Source organism: Burkholderiales bacterium, from assembly GCA_013695435.1.
Taxonomy (GTDB): Bacteria; Pseudomonadota; Gammaproteobacteria; order Burkholderiales; family JACMKV01; genus JACMKV01.
Map to the genome: position 1 here is coordinate 1 of JACDAM010000302.1, position 14,072 is coordinate 14,072.

Annotated in this window: 15 protein-coding genes; 13 read left to right on the top strand and 2 right to left on the bottom strand. The window is 59.9% G+C overall.

All coding sequences use genetic code 11. From position 1 onward, the window contains the following. Positions 1 to 171 precede the first annotated feature (171 nt). The 11 genes from H0V78_14865 to H0V78_14915 all read left to right on the top strand — a co-directional run bounded on the left by H0V78_14865 (position 172) and on the right by H0V78_14915 (position 10,281). Positions 172 to 1,119: a hypothetical protein gene (locus tag H0V78_14865; protein MBA2353012.1), complete on the top strand. Its 948-nt coding sequence runs from the start codon at positions 172 to 174 to the stop codon at positions 1,117 to 1,119. A gap of 15 nt (positions 1,120 to 1,134) precedes the next feature. After that, positions 1,135 to 1,473, top strand: a complete 339-nt coding sequence (gene glnK, locus H0V78_14870; protein MBA2353013.1) for a P-II family nitrogen regulator — start codon at positions 1,135 to 1,137, stop codon at positions 1,471 to 1,473. A gap of 12 nt (positions 1,474 to 1,485) precedes the next feature. After that, complete coding sequence (gene amt, locus H0V78_14875; protein ID MBA2353014.1) at positions 1,486 to 2,952, top strand: ammonium transporter; 1,467 nt, start codon at positions 1,486 to 1,488, stop codon at positions 2,950 to 2,952. Positions 2,953 to 3,228: 276 nt separating this feature from the next. Continuing rightward, entirely contained in the window at positions 3,229 to 4,533 is a 1,305-nt protein-coding gene (gene gshA / locus H0V78_14880; protein ID MBA2353015.1) for a glutamate--cysteine ligase, read from the top strand. After that, positions 4,530 to 5,522 (top strand): glutathione synthase, encoded by a 993-nt coding sequence (gene gshB / locus H0V78_14885; protein ID MBA2353016.1) that lies wholly within the window; start codon positions 4,530 to 4,532, stop codon positions 5,520 to 5,522. The genes gshA and gshB overlap by 4 nt, the downstream gene beginning before the upstream one ends. 152 nt (positions 5,523 to 5,674) lie before the next feature. After that, positions 5,675 to 6,076 (top strand): PTS fructose transporter subunit IIA, encoded by a 402-nt coding sequence (locus tag H0V78_14890; protein MBA2353017.1) that lies wholly within the window; start codon positions 5,675 to 5,677, stop codon positions 6,074 to 6,076. Next, on the top strand, positions 6,069 to 6,338 hold the full coding sequence (locus tag H0V78_14895) for an HPr family phosphocarrier protein (protein ID MBA2353018.1): 270 nt from the start codon (positions 6,069 to 6,071) through the stop codon (positions 6,336 to 6,338). Before H0V78_14890 ends, H0V78_14895 begins: the two co-directional genes overlap by 8 nt. 76 nt (positions 6,339 to 6,414) lie before the next feature. Next, positions 6,415 to 8,139, top strand: coding sequence for a phosphoenolpyruvate--protein phosphotransferase (ptsP, locus tag H0V78_14900; protein MBA2353019.1), 1,725 nt, complete (start codon positions 6,415 to 6,417; stop codon positions 8,137 to 8,139). Between the two features lie 77 nt (positions 8,140 to 8,216). Further along, complete coding sequence (locus H0V78_14905; GenBank protein MBA2353020.1) at positions 8,217 to 9,344, top strand: homoserine O-acetyltransferase; 1,128 nt, start codon at positions 8,217 to 8,219, stop codon at positions 9,342 to 9,344. A 15-nt stretch (positions 9,345 to 9,359) separates the two neighbouring features. Then, positions 9,360 to 10,001 carry a methionine biosynthesis protein MetW gene (gene metW, locus H0V78_14910; protein MBA2353021.1) on the top strand — a complete coding sequence of 214 codons (642 nt, stop codon included), beginning with the start codon at positions 9,360 to 9,362 and terminating at the stop codon, positions 9,999 to 10,001. Between the two features lie 106 nt (positions 10,002 to 10,107). After that, entirely contained in the window at positions 10,108 to 10,281 is a 174-nt protein-coding gene (locus H0V78_14915; protein ID MBA2353022.1) for a hypothetical protein, read from the top strand. A gap of 17 nt (positions 10,282 to 10,298) precedes the next feature. Here the strand turns inward: H0V78_14915 and H0V78_14920 are convergent, their stop codons facing one another. Next, a complete protein-coding gene (locus H0V78_14920; GenBank protein MBA2353023.1) occupies positions 10,299 to 11,579 on the bottom strand; it encodes an MFS transporter in 1,281 nt (426 codons plus the stop codon). Positions 11,580 to 11,875: 296 nt separating this feature from the next. Next, positions 11,876 to 12,652, bottom strand: a complete 777-nt coding sequence (gene xth, locus H0V78_14925) for an exodeoxyribonuclease III (GenBank protein MBA2353024.1) — start codon at positions 12,650 to 12,652, stop codon at positions 11,876 to 11,878. A 39-nt stretch (positions 12,653 to 12,691) separates the two neighbouring features. On the opposite strand from xth, the gene pyrE reads away from it, so the two are divergent. Further along, positions 12,692 to 13,366: an orotate phosphoribosyltransferase gene (gene pyrE, locus H0V78_14930; protein MBA2353025.1), complete on the top strand. Its 675-nt coding sequence runs from the start codon at positions 12,692 to 12,694 to the stop codon at positions 13,364 to 13,366. Further along, positions 13,348 to 13,977, top strand: coding sequence for a DUF4124 domain-containing protein (locus H0V78_14935; GenBank protein ID MBA2353026.1), 630 nt, complete (start codon positions 13,348 to 13,350; stop codon positions 13,975 to 13,977). The genes pyrE and H0V78_14935 overlap by 19 nt, the downstream gene beginning before the upstream one ends. Positions 13,978 to 14,072: the final 95 nt, after the last annotated feature.

Here is a 14,072-nt window from a genome sequence, read left to right on the forward strand (position 1 = left end):
CGCGCAAGCACTTTTTTGGTGCACGGACTTGGCAGGCCGCCCCACTGCAGTGCGTCGTGATCCGCGTGCTTTCGGTGGATATTTCCAAACCATTGTTCTCGCGGCTATTTTTTCTGGGCATACGATGTGCATAAGGGCTCGCGCGCAGTAATCAACCGAGGGGAGTCTGTCATGCCGAACCGCAAATCCTGGCCGATAAGGTCAACACTCATCGCTGCACTCATCACCGCGCCGGGCTTGGCTTTGTCGGCCGAAGACCCCGGCATCAAGGAACCCGCCCAAGCGGTCACCGAAGAGTCGGTGTCGCCGCATACCCTGACCGGTAACGTCGGTCTTTTTAGCCAATACATTTTTCGCGGACTCACCCAGACCAACGAAGACCCGGCCGTCCAGGGCGGCATGGACTACGCGCATAGCAGCGGGGTGTATGTCGGCTTCTGGGGTTCCAACATCAGCTTCCTGCGCGAAAACTTCACCAGCGCTACCGGCGTCGTCGGTGGCCAGTACTCGGGCGGGGGCAGTCTCGAACTCGATCTCTACGGCGGCTACAAGGGCAAGTTCGGCGAATCCGACTTCACCTATGACGTCGGCGGGCTTTATTACTTCTATCCGGGCGATGTGACGTCCGGCTGCGTGATCGGCAACCAGACCTGCCCCGATGCCGATACCTTTGAAGTTTACGGAGCGCTCGGCTGGAAGTGGGTCAGCTTCAAATATTCGCACAGCGTCGGCGACACCTTCGGCTTCCCGGATGCCGACAACACTTACTATCTCGATCTCTCCGCTGCCGTTCCGATCGCCGAAACCGGCTTGACTCTGGGCCTGCACCTCGGCCGTCAGGAATACGACGGTGAGATTCCAGGAACCACGGTCGAGTACGACGATTTCCTTTCCTACACCGACTACCGGGTCAGTCTGGCCTACGATCTCAGCAAGGCGACCGATGTGCTCAAGGGCACCGAAGTCGGCGTCATGTATACCGACACCAGCGGCGCCAATGCCTGCGGCTATGGCCGCTTCGACGAGACTGGTGTGGCAGGCGGCGCGCCTTGTGTGGGCGTATTCCCGAAAAACATAGCCGATAGCCACGTCACCGTCTGGCTGAAGCGGACGTTCTGACAGGGATGGAAAATCATGAAACTCGTTACCGCAATCATCAAACCATTCAAGCTCGACGAAGTGCGCGAGGCGCTGTCGGAAATCGGCGTGCAGGGCATCACCGTGACCGAGGTCAAGGGCTTCGGCCGGCAGAAAGGCCATACCGAACTCTATCGCGGCGCCGAATACGTCGTCGACTTCCTGCCCAAGGTCAAGATCGAAGCAGCGATCAAAACCGAATTGCTCGATCAGGTCATCGAAGCGATCGAGAAATCGGCCAACACCGGCAAGATCGGCGACGGCAAGGTATTCGTCTTCGATCTCGAACAGGTTGTACGCATCCGCACCGGCGAGACCGGCGCCGAAGCGCTATAGGGAGAATTCAAAATGAGAAAAATTTTACTGCTGGTCGCCTTCTGGATGGCGTTTGTAACGGCGCTGCCGGTGTTCGCTCAGACCGCGGCGCCCGATGCGCCCGCGGCCGGTCCGGCGGTAACTGGAGTGGCGCCCGCGGCCGACGCGGCAGCCGCGCCTGCGGCCGCGCCAGTCGCCAATAAAGGCGATACGTCGTGGATGATCGTCGCCACGGTGCTCGTCATCCTGATGATCATCCCCGGCCTCGCATTGTTCTATGGCGGCCTGGTACGATCGAAAAACGCGTTGTCGGTGCTGATGCAGGTATTCATAGTGTTCTGCCTGATCGCCGTGTTATGGAGCTTGTACGGCTACAGCATTGCTTTTTCCGAGGGCAACGCGTTCTTCGGCGGCTTGAGCAAGGCGTTTCTGAAGGGCATCACACCGGATTCGGTCGCCGCCACGTTCAGTAAAGGTGTGGTCGTTCCGGAACTGATTTATGTCGCCTTCCAGTTGACGTTTGCCGCGATCACGCCTGCGCTGATCATCGGCGCGTTTGCCGAGCGCATGAAGTTTTCGGCCGTATTGCTGTTCGTCGTGCTGTGGTTCACGTTCGCGTATTTGCCGATGGCGCACATGGTCTGGTACTGGGCCGGTCCCGACGCCTACCTCGACGCCAAAGCCGGCGAAGCGGCTGTGGCGACGGCCGGCTTCCTGTTCCAGAAAGGCGCGCTCGATTTTGCCGGCGGCACGGTCGTGCATATCAATGCCGGCGTTGCCGGACTCGTCGCCGCCTACGTGCTGGGCAAGCGCATCGGCTACGGCAAGGAAAAAATGGCGCCGCACAACCTGACCATGACCATGATAGGCGCCTCGCTGCTGTGGGTCGGCTGGTTCGGCTTCAATGTCGGCTCGAATCTTGAAGCCAACGGTGTCGCGGCGCTTGCCTTCGTCAATACCCTGCTGGCAACGGCGACCGCCACTCTCGCCTGGTCGTTCGCGGAATGGATGCTGAAAGGCAAGCCGTCGATGCTCGGCGCGGCCTCGGGCGCAGTCGCCGGGCTGGTTGCGATCACGCCTGCATGCGGGTTTGTCGGCCCGATGGGGGCGCTCGTAATCGGCCTGGTCGCCGGGGTCGCCTGCCTGTGGGGGGTGACGGGCCTGAAGCGCATGCTCGGCGCGGATGATTCGCTCGATGTCTTCGGCGTGCACGGCATAGGCGGCATGGTCGGCGCATTCCTGACCGGCGTGTTCGTAGCGCCATCTCTGGGCGGCACCGGCGTCTACGATTACGTCGCCAACAAGGTCGGCGATTTCGACATGGCTACACAGATCGTCAGCCAGTTGTGGGCCATCACCACGGCGATAGTGTGGTCGGCAGTGGTTGCCTTCGTGGCGCTGAAAATCATCGACATCGTCGTCGGGCTGCGCGTGCCGGAGGATGAAGAACGCGAAGGGCTGGATGTCACCGCGCACGGCGAATCGGCTTACAACCTGTAGCTGCGGTTCGACCAGAAAAAGGGACGCGATTGCGTCCCTTTTTTATTTCGCGCATCGGGCAGCGCCCCGGTTTTGTAATCCACACCGAACCGTTCGTCCCGAGCCGCGTCGAAGGATGAGCCCGTCGAAAGGATTGCATAGCCATCATGGTTTCGACATCGTATCCTGAGCGAAGCCGAAGGGCTCACCAGAACGGTAAAGACATCCCCGGGCTTCAGGCGCCGCTGACCCGCTCTATGGCTTCCGTTACAATAGCCTTTGCCCCCCTCCAGTGCCATGACCGTCCCTTACCTGAAAACCGCGCTGCACGGCGCGCTGCCCGAACTCGAGGCGCTGATTATCAAAGCGATGCCGAGGATCGAGCACTGGCTGCGCGGCCAGTGGCAGAATCACAAAGCGCCGTTTTACGCGTCGGTCGATTTGCGCAACAGCGGCTTCAAGCTGGCGCCGGTCGATACCAATCTGTTTCCCGGCGGCTTCAACAATCTGAATGAAGATTTTCTGCCGCTGTGCGTGCAAGCCGCCATGCATGCGGTCGAAAAGATCTGCCCGCACGCGCGCGGCGCGCTGCTGATTCCGGAAAACCACACGCGCAATACCTTCTACCTGCAGAACGTGGCAACCCTGCGGACGATCTTGCGCCAGGCCGGCATGAACGTGCGCATCGGCAGCCTGTTGCCCGAGATCGGCGCGCCGACCAGAGTCGAAACCGGCAATGGCCAAGGACTGACGCTCGAGCCGCTGGTGCGGCGCGGCGACCGCCTGATGGTCGACGATTTCGACCCTTGCGTGGTGCTGCTGAATAATGATTTATCGTCCGGGATCCCCGCGATTTTGCAGGGGCTCAATCAGGTCGTGCTGCCGCCGCTGCACGCGGGCTGGGCGACGCGCCGCAAGTCGCGGCATTTCGCCGCCTACGACCGCGTCGTCGAGGAATTCGCAGCACTTGCCGGCATCGATCCGTGGCTGATCAACCCGTATTTTTCCACTTGCGGCCAGATCAATTTTCAGGAGCGGCGCGGGGAGGATTGCCTGGCCGGCTATGTCGACGAAATGCTGCGCGATATCGGCGAAAAGTACCGCGAATACGGTATCGATCAGGAGCCTTTCGTGATCGTCAAAGCCGACGCCGGAACCTACGGCATGGGCATCATGACGGTAAAAAGCTCGGAAGACGTGCGCGGCCTGAACCGCAAGCAGCGCAATAAAATGGCGGTGGTCAAGGAAGGCCTCGAAGTCACCGAAGTGCTGGTGCAGGAAGGCGTCTACACCTTCGAGCACATCAACGACGCGGTTGCCGAACCGGTCGTGTACATGATCGATCACTTCGTCGTCGGCGGCTTTTACCGCGTGCACACCGGCCGCGGCATCGACGAAAACCTCAATGCGCCGGGCATGCATTTCGTCCCGCTCGCGTTCGAAAACCCGTGCACAGCGCCTGATCCCGACGCTGCGCCCGGATGCCCGCCGAACCGTTTTTATTCCTATGGCGTCATTGCGCGTCTGGCCCTGCTCGCCGCATCGATCGAGCTCGAAGCGACCGCGCCGAAAAACGTCGAGACGCCGGCGACCGTGCAATGAAGCTGGCGTTCGTCGTCGATCCGCTCGACAGACTCAAACCTTACAAGGATTCGAGCGTCGCGATGATGCGCGAAGCCGCGCAGCGCGGCCACGCGCTCTATGCGATGCGGCAAAGCGATCTGGCCTGGAGCGAAAACCAGGTCGTTGGCCGGGCACGTGGGCTGACGCTGACCAATGATACCGTCGCCTGGTATCGGGCCGGCAAAGCCGAAGCCGTACCGTTGCACGAATTCAGCGCGGTGCTGATGCGCAAGGACCCGCCGTTCGATAACGAATACCTGTACAGCACGTACCTGCTCGAACTGGCCGAAAAAAACGGTGCGCGGGTTTTCAACAGCCCGCGTGCGCTGCGCGATCATAACGAAAAGCTCGCGATCGCCGAGTTTCCCGAGCTCATCGCGCCGACACTGGTTTCGCGCGCTCCCGAATTGCTCCACAGCTTTATCGAGGAACACGGCGATGTCATTTTCAAACCGCTCGACGGCATGGGCGGCAGTTCGATTTTTCGCGTCAGGCAGGGCGACCCGAACAGCAACGTCATCATCGAAACGCTGACGAAGTTCGGCGCGCGAACCGTGATGGGGCAGCGCTATATTCCCGCGATAGCGAACGGCGACAAGCGTATCTTGCTGATCGACGGCGAACCGATTCCCTACGCGCTCGCGCGCATCCCGCAAGCGGGCGAAACGCGCGGCAATCTGGCGGCCGGCGGCACCGGTGTTGCGCAACCCCTGTCGGCGCGCGATCGGCAAATCGCGGAAACGCTGGGGCCGCGCTTGCGCGAACGCGGGCTGCTCCTGGTCGGCCTCGACATCATCGGCGACTACCTGACCGAAATCAATGTGACGAGCCCGACCTGTATGGTCGAAATTGCCGCGCAAACCGGATTCAGCGCAGCCGTGGCCATGCTTGACGCCCTCGAAAAACGCTGCTGCCTTTCCCCCCTTTTACAAAAGGGGGCAGTGGGTAGAGCGCAGCGAGGAGCATAACGAGCAATCCCCTCTTACAAAGGGAAAGCAAGGTAGGCGCACGCTGCGCCCTTTTTCGCGTGCGTGCCTGTGCAAGACGAACGGCACACGCGCTCATCTGTTGGACTTACCACACTGGAGTAAAATTTATCCATCGAATCCATGGAACCCTTATGGTTGGCATTCTGATCATTGCGCACGGTGATCTCGGCTTGTCGCTGATCCGCTGCGCAACGCATGTTATGGGCGCCGAGCAGCCTCATCTCCAGCAAGTTGGCGTAAAGCGCGGCGACGATCCGCAGCGAGTTATGCAAGCGGCGCAGGCGATGCTGAAGCAGCTCGATCAGGGCGACGGCGTTCTCATCCTTTCCGACATTTATGGCGCGACGCCATGCAACGCCGCAGGGAGCTTGCTGGTGCCCGGCAAGGTCGAAGGCGTTGCCGGCGTGAGCCTGCCGATGCTGGTGCGCGCGTTGTGCCATCGCGGCGAACCGCTCGCTGACGTCGTACAGCGGGCGATCAGCGGCGGCCACGAAGGCGTGATCGATATCAACAAAGACCCGTGTCATGCTTAAGCAGGAAGCCGAGATCCGCAACAAGCTTGGTCTGCACGCGCGCGCCTCCGCCAAGCTGACGCAACTTGCGAATCGCTATCAGTCGGAGATCTGGCTGTCGCGCAACGGCCGCCGCGTCAATGCCAAGAGCATCATGGGCGTGATGATGCTGGCAGCGGCAAAGGGCGCTTCGATCGAAATCGAAACGGAAGGAGGCGACGAAGCGGAAGCCATGCAGGGGCTGCTTGCCTTGATCGGTGGCTATTTCGGCGAAGGCGAGTAACCTCATGAATGCAGCAGCGGTGACCAGTTCGCTAACCACCACCACCGCATCTCCAGGCGACACGTCGGAGAGAAAGATGAGCTTCACCATGCACGGCATCGGCGTTTCAGGCGGCATAGCGATCGGCTATGCCCACCTGATCTCGCACGCAACGCTGGAAGTCGCGCACTACGTCGTGCCTAGGTATCAGGTCGCCGAGGAAGCGGCGCGCTTCGATGCGGCGATCGAGGCCGCCGCGTCCGAGCTCGAAGCGCTGCGCGTGAACATACCGCCGGCCGCCCCCCCGGAATTCGACGCGTTCCTCGATCTGCACCTGATGATCCTCGCCGACGCGACGTTGTCGAAAGCGCCGCGGCGCCTGATCGAAGACCAGCAATGCAACGCCGAATGGGCGCTGAAACTGCAGATGGATGCGCTGCTCGAGCAATTCGACCAGATCGAAGACGGCTATCTGCAGGAGCGCAAAGCCGATGTGATTCAGGTCGTCGAGCGTGTACTGAAAGCGCTGCTCGGGCAGCCCGGTTATATTCCGATCCCGGTCGGGCGCGAAGAAAACAGCATTCTGGTCGCCCACGATTTGTCGCCGGCCGATGTGATCCAGTTCAAGCAATATCATTTCGCCAGTTTCGTCACCGATCTCGGCGGCGCGACTTCGCACACGGCGATCATTGCGCGCAGCCTGAACATTCCCTCGATCGTCGCGCTGCACAACGCGCGCCAGTTGATCCAGGAAAACGAGTTGCTGATTGTCGACGGCACGCAAGGTGTTGTCATCGTCAGCCCCGATACGCGGGTGCTGGCGGAATACCAGTTGCGCCAGCACGAACTGAACCTCGAACGGCAGAAGCTGAAACGCCTGCGGACGACGCGCGCGGCCACGCTCGACGGCGTCGACATCGAGTTGCACGCCAATATCGAACTGCCCGAAGACATGGAGCAGGTCCGGGAAAGCGGCGCCACCGGCATCGGCCTGTTCCGCAGCGAATTTCTGTTTCTGAATCGCGACGATTTGCCGAACGAGGACGAACAGTTCGAGGCTTATCGCAAAGTCGCCGTCGATATGGAAGGCATGCCGGTCACGATACGCACGCTCGACCTCGGCGCCGACAAGCAGATCAACGGTGTCGAGCGCGTCGCGACCAACCCGGCGCTGGGTCTGCGCGCGATCCGCCTTTGCCTGGCGGAGCCGGGCATGTTTTTAACTCAGTTGCGCGCGCTGCTGGCGGCGTCGCATTACGGCAAGATCAACCTGCTGGTGCCGATGCTGTCGTCGATCGGCGAACTGGATCAGACGTTGCGGATGATCGAACAAGCCAAACGCAGTCTCGATGAGCAGGGCACGCCATATGACAAAGGCATGGCAATCGGCGGCATGATAGAAATTCCGGCGGCAGCCTTGGCGCTCCAGATGTTCGCGCGCAAGCTCGATTTTCTGTCGATCGGCACCAACGATCTGATTCAGTACACGCTCGCCATCGATCGCACGGATGATGCGGTCGCACATCTGTACGATCCGCTGCATCCGGCGGTGCTGAATCTGGTCGCATACATCATCAAGACCGCGGACAAGGTCAACATCCCCATCTCGGTGTGCGGCGAGATGGCTGGCGATGTTTCGCTGACGCGCCTCTTGCTCGGCTTCGGTCTGCGCCGCTTTTCGATGCATCCGGCGCATCTGCTCACGGTCAAGCAACAGGTGCTGAAATCGTCGCTGCACGATGTAACGGCTTCGGCCAGAAAAATGCTGAAGCTCGCCGATCCCGTTAAAACGCGACTGCTGCTCGAAAAACTTAACGCGTAAGTAATCGGCGCGCGGGCGTCGGGAGCGTTCGCCGACCCTCGGCTATAATTCCGGCAGCCCAACACTCGCTACCCCCAATGCAGGAAACCTCGTCGGTCGGCGCCGTCGTCCCGCAGACCGCCCATTTCGATTCCGCCATCGTGCTGGCCAGCGGCGCTCAAATCGCGCAGTACGATCTCGTCTTTGAGACCTATGGCGAATTGAACGCGGCGCGCTCGAACGCCGTGCTGATTTGTCATGCCTTGTCAGGCGATCATCATGTTGCCGGCTACCATGCGGGCAAGGAAAAATCCGGTGGCTGGTGGGATAACATGATCGGCCCCGGCAAGCCGATCGACACACGGCGATTCTTTGTGATCGGCGTGAATAATCTCGGCGGCTGCCACGGCTCGACCGGCCCCGCCAGCATCGATCCTGTCAGCGGCAAACCCTACGGCGCCGGATTTCCGCTGGTGACGGTCGAAGACTGGGTCGAGACGCAAGCACGTCTGGCGCAGCGATTCGGCATCACTCGATTCGCCGCGATCATCGGCGGCAGCCTCGGCGGCATGCAGGCTTTGCAATGGTCGATTTCGCGCCCGGAACAAGTGCGGCATGTCGTCGCGATCGCAGCCGCGCCCAAGCTGACGGCGCAAAACATCGCTTTCAACGATGTCGCGCGGCAGGCGATCCTGACCGATCCGGATTTTCACGGCGGCGACTTTTGCGCGCGGGATACCGTGCCGCGCCGCGGCTTGCGCCTTGCCCGCATGCTCGGCCACATCACTTATCTGTCGGATGATTCGATGGCCGAAAAATTCGGGCGCGGCCTGCGCTCGGGCGCCTACAGTTTCGGCTACGACGTCGAGTTCGAAATCGAATCGTACCTGCGTTATCAGGGCGACAAGTTCGCCGCGAGCTTCGACGCCAACACGTATTTGCTGATGACAAAGGCGCTCGATTATTTCGATCCGGCGCGCGCCCACAACGGCAACCTGAGTGCTGCTTTCCGCGGCGCCAGGGCGAAGTATCTGGTGCTTGCTTTCACCTCCGACTGGCGCTTCTCGCCGGGCCGCTCGCGCGATATCGTCAAGGCGCTGCTCGATAACGAACTCGACGTCAGCTTCGCGCAAATCACTTCGAACCATGGCCACGATTCGTTTCTGATGGAAGACGCGCATTACCATGAACTCGTACGCGCCTATATGAACAATATCGACATCTGACATGAACTACGAAGGATGACGAGCGAAGACGGCGTTTTCGCGATTTCCGCGTCGCGCCCCGATTTCGCGGCGATAGCCGGCTGGGTCAAGTCCGGCGCCAAAGTGCTCGATTTAGGGTGCGGCGACGGCTCGCTGCTGCGTTACCTGAACGAGACCCGGCAAACGCGCGGTTACGGTGTAGAGATTTCCGACGACAACATTCTGGCTTGCACAAAGAACGGAGTGAACGTGCTGCAGAACGATCTGGAGACCGGGCTGTCCGGCTTCGAATCGGACTCGTTCGATTACGTGATTCTGTCGCAAACCCTGCAGGCGATGCGGCACTCCGAGCGCATCATGAAAGAAATGCTGCGCGTAGGCCGCGAAGCGATCGTGACGTTTCCGAATTTCGGCTACTGGAAGCATCGCCTCGAATTGTTCAAAGGGCGCATGCCGGTTTCAGGCTCGTTGCCCTATCAGTGGTTCGATACGCCGAACATTCATTTGTGCACGATCGCCGATTTCGAAACATTCTGCCGTGATTATGGCATGCGCATATTGGAACGCGTGGTCATGCATGACAATGACATCATTGATGTTCTGCCCAATCTGCGCGGCACGCTGGCCGTCTATCGCGTCGAGCGCGAAAGCAGCCGGCGACATATCAATGCAACTTGAGCGGGTTTATACTGGGTTTACAAGGGAGCACGACGAAATAAAATGCGGCACCGCAACGAAAGCTGAACAAGGATGATAACGCTGCCCCGGCCCGGAGGGCCTTGAAATGCAAACCCCCACTACATCGGAATATTTAAGCGACGACGTCTGGTATGTCGGCCATCTCAATGCCGAAATTCTCGTCGGCGAGGACGAAGATTCAGGGCAATTTGAAACGAGCATTCAGGAGGCTCGCCGACTCATGATCGCGGCGGCCGAGGGGGCGGCTCCGAACAACTAACTGGGCAACTGGCCCCTTCACGCCGGCAACGCGCGCTCGTCCCCGTAGCTTTCGATGACGCGGCGCAGCGGCAGCAGCAGCAGTACACCGGGTAGCGCAAACACGAACGACAGCATGAAGAATGGCGGCCAGCCGAGCGATTCGACAAGATAGCCGGATGCCGGCCCTACATACACGCGGCCGACGGCGGCCAGCGCCGACAAGAGCGCGTATTGCGTCGCAGTGAAGCGGCGGTCGCATAGCGCCATCAGTAACGACACGAAAGCCACCGAGCCCATGCCGCCGCACAGATTGTCGAGCCCGACCGCCGCGACCAGCAGCCCATAGGATTTCCCGGCCAGCGCCAGCCACAGATAAAGCAGATTGGTCGCCGCCTGCAGCAAACCGAACAGCAGCAGCGCGCGAAACAGTTTCAGCTTCACCATCAACAGACCGCCCAGCAGCAGCCCGGCGATCGTCGCAATCAGGCCAAACACTTTATTGACGGTGCCGACGTCGGTCAGCGAAAAACCCATACCGCGCAGCAGAAAGGTCGTCGACAGGCTGACCGCGAAAGCGTCGCCGATTTTGTAAAGCACGGTGAGCGCCAGCAACCACAGCGCGGCGCGGCGCGTGAAAAATTCTCGAAACGGTTCGGCGATGGCCGCGCGCAGCGAAGTCGGCGCGCGCGGCAGATCGGTTACCTGCGGCGACAGCGCGGTTGCGCCGGCGGCGACCAGCATAATCGCGCCCATCAGCGTATAAACGCCGGGAAAGCCGAGGTAGCGATCGGCGAGAATCAGCGCGACTCCGCCTGAAACAATCATGGCCAAGCGATATCCCAATTGCGAACTCGCGCTGCCGGCGTCGCGCTCGACGCCATGCAAAAGCTCGGTGCGATAGGCATCGAACACGATGTCCTGCGACGCCGAAAATACCGCGAGCGTTACCGCCAGAGCAGCCAGCATGGCGATCGATTCGCTGGGCGGATGTGCAGCCATCGCGAACAAAACCACCGCCAATGCCAATTGCATAATAACGAGCCAGCCGCGGCGTCGATCGAAGAAAGGCGGCGGATAGCGGTCGAACAGCGGCGCCCACAGAAATTTGTAGGTATACGGGATACCGACCAGCGTCAGCCAGCCGATTGTTTTTACATTGATGCCATCGATCGTCAGCCAAGCCTGCAGCGTTCCCGTCGACAGCGCCAGCGGGAGCCCGGACGCGAAGCCAAGCACCAGGGCCGCGGCCATGCGCGGGTTGCTGAAAACAGCGAGATATCTGCCCCAGCCGCTCGCCTGCGTTACTGCAGTTGTCATGATTGCCTGATCTTCCTGTGGATTGCATCAGATGATTTTGAGCTGTCGTCCCCGCGCAAACGGGGACCCAGTGTCTTCGATTCAACTTTTCGAGGGCACGCTTAAGGAGGCCGCAGGATGGCCGTTGCTCGAAGCTCTCCGCTGGCGCGGCGTCGTTTTCCCGCCTAAGCGGGGAATAACAAGGGGCCCTCGTTGAGGGTTTCACCACGCTTCAGTTTCACCGCCGCCTCGAGTCGGCAACCGAACCATTCGAAGTCTCTTGCTGCGTTGATGCCGACAAAAGCAAAAACCCCATGTCAGATTTCGAGGTCATAGTCGATCGTCAGCGGCGCATGATCTGAAAACCGCTGTTCCTTGTAAATCGCAACCGCTCGCGCGCGTTGCGCAATGGCGGGAGTGGCAATCTGGTAATCGATACGCCAACCGACATTTTTTGCCCACGCCTGGCCGCGATTCGACCACCACGTATACTGATCGGGCTCCTGATTCATGGCACGAAATACATCCGAGAAGCCGCATTCGTCGAACACCAGAGACAACCACGCACGCTCTTCCGGCAGAAACCCCGAGTTCTTGCGGTTGCCGCGCCAGTTCTTCAAATCGATCTCCTGGTGCGCGATATTCCAGTCACCGCATAAAATAATTTCGCGTCCGCTTGCGAACAACTCGCGCAGGTGAGGCATGAAGCGTTCCATGAAGGCGAATTTCACGAGTTGACGTTCCGGCGAACTCGAGCCCGACGGCAGGTAAACCGAGATTACGCTGAGCCTGCCGAAATCCGCCTGCAGATAACGTCCTTCAGCATCGATATCGCCGATGCCGAGCCCGATCACGATTTTGTCGGGTTGTTTGCGCGCATAGATGCCAACCCCGCTATAACCTTTTTTTTCCGCGTAATGAAAGTAACCGTTCAGATCCGCGGGCGCCAGCATTTCCGCTGTCATATCGCCGGCCCGGGCTTTCAGTTCCTGCACGCAAAAGATGTCTGTGTTCTGCGCTGCCAGCCACGTAAACGCGCCCTTGCGCGAGGCGGAGCGGATGCCGTTGAGGTTCAAAGTTATGATACGTAACATAGCCTCGCTTTCGACCACCCACAGGATTTACCGACGACAATGTCCGAATTCAGCAAAGAATTTATCCGGTTTGCCGTAGGCCGCGGCGCATTGCGGTTTGGCGAATTCACGACCAAAGCCGGGCGTGTATCGCCCTACTTTTTCAACGCAGGATTGTTCGATGATGGACGAGCCTTGCGCGAGCTCGCGCAATTTTACGCGAAAGCGATTGCCACTGCCGGGATCGCCTTCGACATGTTGTTCGGGCCAGCTTACAAGGGCATTCCGCTGGCCGTTTCCCTCGCGCTGGCGATGGCCGAAAATGGTCAGAATCTGCCTTTTTGTTTCAACCGAAAGGAAGCCAAGGATCACGGCGAGGGCGGGCAAACCATAGGCGCGCCGCTGAACGGCCGCGTGCTGATTATCGATGATGTGATTTCGGCCGGTACGTCCGTTCGCGAATCGATCGAACTGATTCGCGCGCAAGGCGCCGTTCCCTGCGGGCTTGCGATCGCGCTCGACCGCATGGAGCGCGGCGCCGGCTCGCTGTCTGCGCAGGACGAGATCGAGCAGGTTTACGATTTACCGGTGATAGCGATCGCGACGCTCGATGATCTCGTCAGCCACCTGCGGGATGAGCCGGCAATGGCTCACGTCTTGCTACGAGTAGCGCGATATCGCGAACAGTTTGGCGCCAACACGTCCTCATCACAGGCATGCAAACAAGATTTTTGATCCTGATCTCGACCCTGCTGCTGACGCTTCCTGCGCCGCCGGCAGCGGCGCGCACGTTCAAATGGGTCGATGAAAAAGGCATCACACATTATGGCGACAGCATACCCGTTCAGTACAAGAACGAAGGCAACGTCGAACTGAACAAACGCGGCATCGTCATCCGCAAAAACACGCCGGCGTTGACCGACGAACAGGTCAGGCAGCGCGACGACGACATCGCGAAACAAAAAATCGAAGAACAGAAAAAGTTCGAGCAACGCCGCATGGACCTGGCGCTACTCAACACTTACACCAGCGAAAGCGAGATCGACCTGAAACTCGACCGCGATATGCGCCAGGCCGAAGCGGCGATGCAAACCATCAAGCTCAATTCCGAGCTTACTCAGGTCAAGCTAGACGAAATGAACAAACAGGCTGCCGCGCTTACCGCCAGCAACAAAGCCGCCCCCGCGGCTCTCAGCGAACAAATCGCGCGCGCGAAGGCTGAGAAACGGCACCAGGAAAGTCTAACCGCGCTAAAGCAGCAGGAGATGGACACGATGCGCGCGCGCTATGAGGAATACAAGAGGCGGTACGCGGAGTTGAAAACCGGCGAAGCGAATTCACGCTAGGCGCCACAACTACGAGGAGGTATTCGAGCGGCTATTGGTCTTGCATGGGTACCCAGTAAGCTTCGGCAGGTGCTTTTTGACACAGGCCTTCGCTT

What these genes read in the sequence shown, in the direction of transcription:
- metW (MBA2353021.1), top strand. Translation starts at nt 9,360, where the DNA reads ATGACGAGCGAAGACGGCGTTTTCGCGATTTCCGCGTCGCGCCCCGAT.
- glnK (MBA2353013.1), top strand. Translation starts at nt 1,135, where the DNA reads ATGAAACTCGTTACCGCAATCATCAAACCATTCAAGCTCGACGAAGTG.
- amt (MBA2353014.1), top strand. Translation starts at nt 1,486, where the DNA reads ATGAGAAAAATTTTACTGCTGGTCGCCTTCTGGATGGCGTTTGTAACG.
- H0V78_14905 (MBA2353020.1), top strand. Translation starts at nt 8,217, where the DNA reads ATGCAGGAAACCTCGTCGGTCGGCGCCGTCGTCCCGCAGACCGCCCAT.
- gshA (MBA2353015.1), top strand. Translation starts at nt 3,229, where the DNA reads ATGACCGTCCCTTACCTGAAAACCGCGCTGCACGGCGCGCTGCCCGAA.
- H0V78_14890 (MBA2353017.1), top strand. Translation starts at nt 5,675, where the DNA reads ATGGTTGGCATTCTGATCATTGCGCACGGTGATCTCGGCTTGTCGCTG.
- ptsP (MBA2353019.1), top strand. Translation starts at nt 6,415, where the DNA reads ATGAGCTTCACCATGCACGGCATCGGCGTTTCAGGCGGCATAGCGATC.
- H0V78_14915 (MBA2353022.1), top strand. Translation starts at nt 10,108, where the DNA reads ATGCAAACCCCCACTACATCGGAATATTTAAGCGACGACGTCTGGTAT.
- xth (MBA2353024.1), bottom strand. Translation starts at nt 12,652, where the DNA reads ATGTTACGTATCATAACTTTGAACCTCAACGGCATCCGCTCCGCCTCG.
- H0V78_14920 (MBA2353023.1), bottom strand. Translation starts at nt 11,579, where the DNA reads ATGACAACTGCAGTAACGCAGGCGAGCGGCTGGGGCAGATATCTCGCT.
- pyrE (MBA2353025.1), top strand. Translation starts at nt 12,692, where the DNA reads ATGTCCGAATTCAGCAAAGAATTTATCCGGTTTGCCGTAGGCCGCGGC.
- gshB (MBA2353016.1), top strand. Translation starts at nt 4,530, where the DNA reads ATGAAGCTGGCGTTCGTCGTCGATCCGCTCGACAGACTCAAACCTTAC.
- H0V78_14895 (MBA2353018.1), top strand. Translation starts at nt 6,069, where the DNA reads ATGCTTAAGCAGGAAGCCGAGATCCGCAACAAGCTTGGTCTGCACGCG.
- H0V78_14865 (MBA2353012.1), top strand. Translation starts at nt 172, where the DNA reads ATGCCGAACCGCAAATCCTGGCCGATAAGGTCAACACTCATCGCTGCA.
- H0V78_14935 (MBA2353026.1), top strand. Translation starts at nt 13,348, where the DNA reads ATGCAAACAAGATTTTTGATCCTGATCTCGACCCTGCTGCTGACGCTT.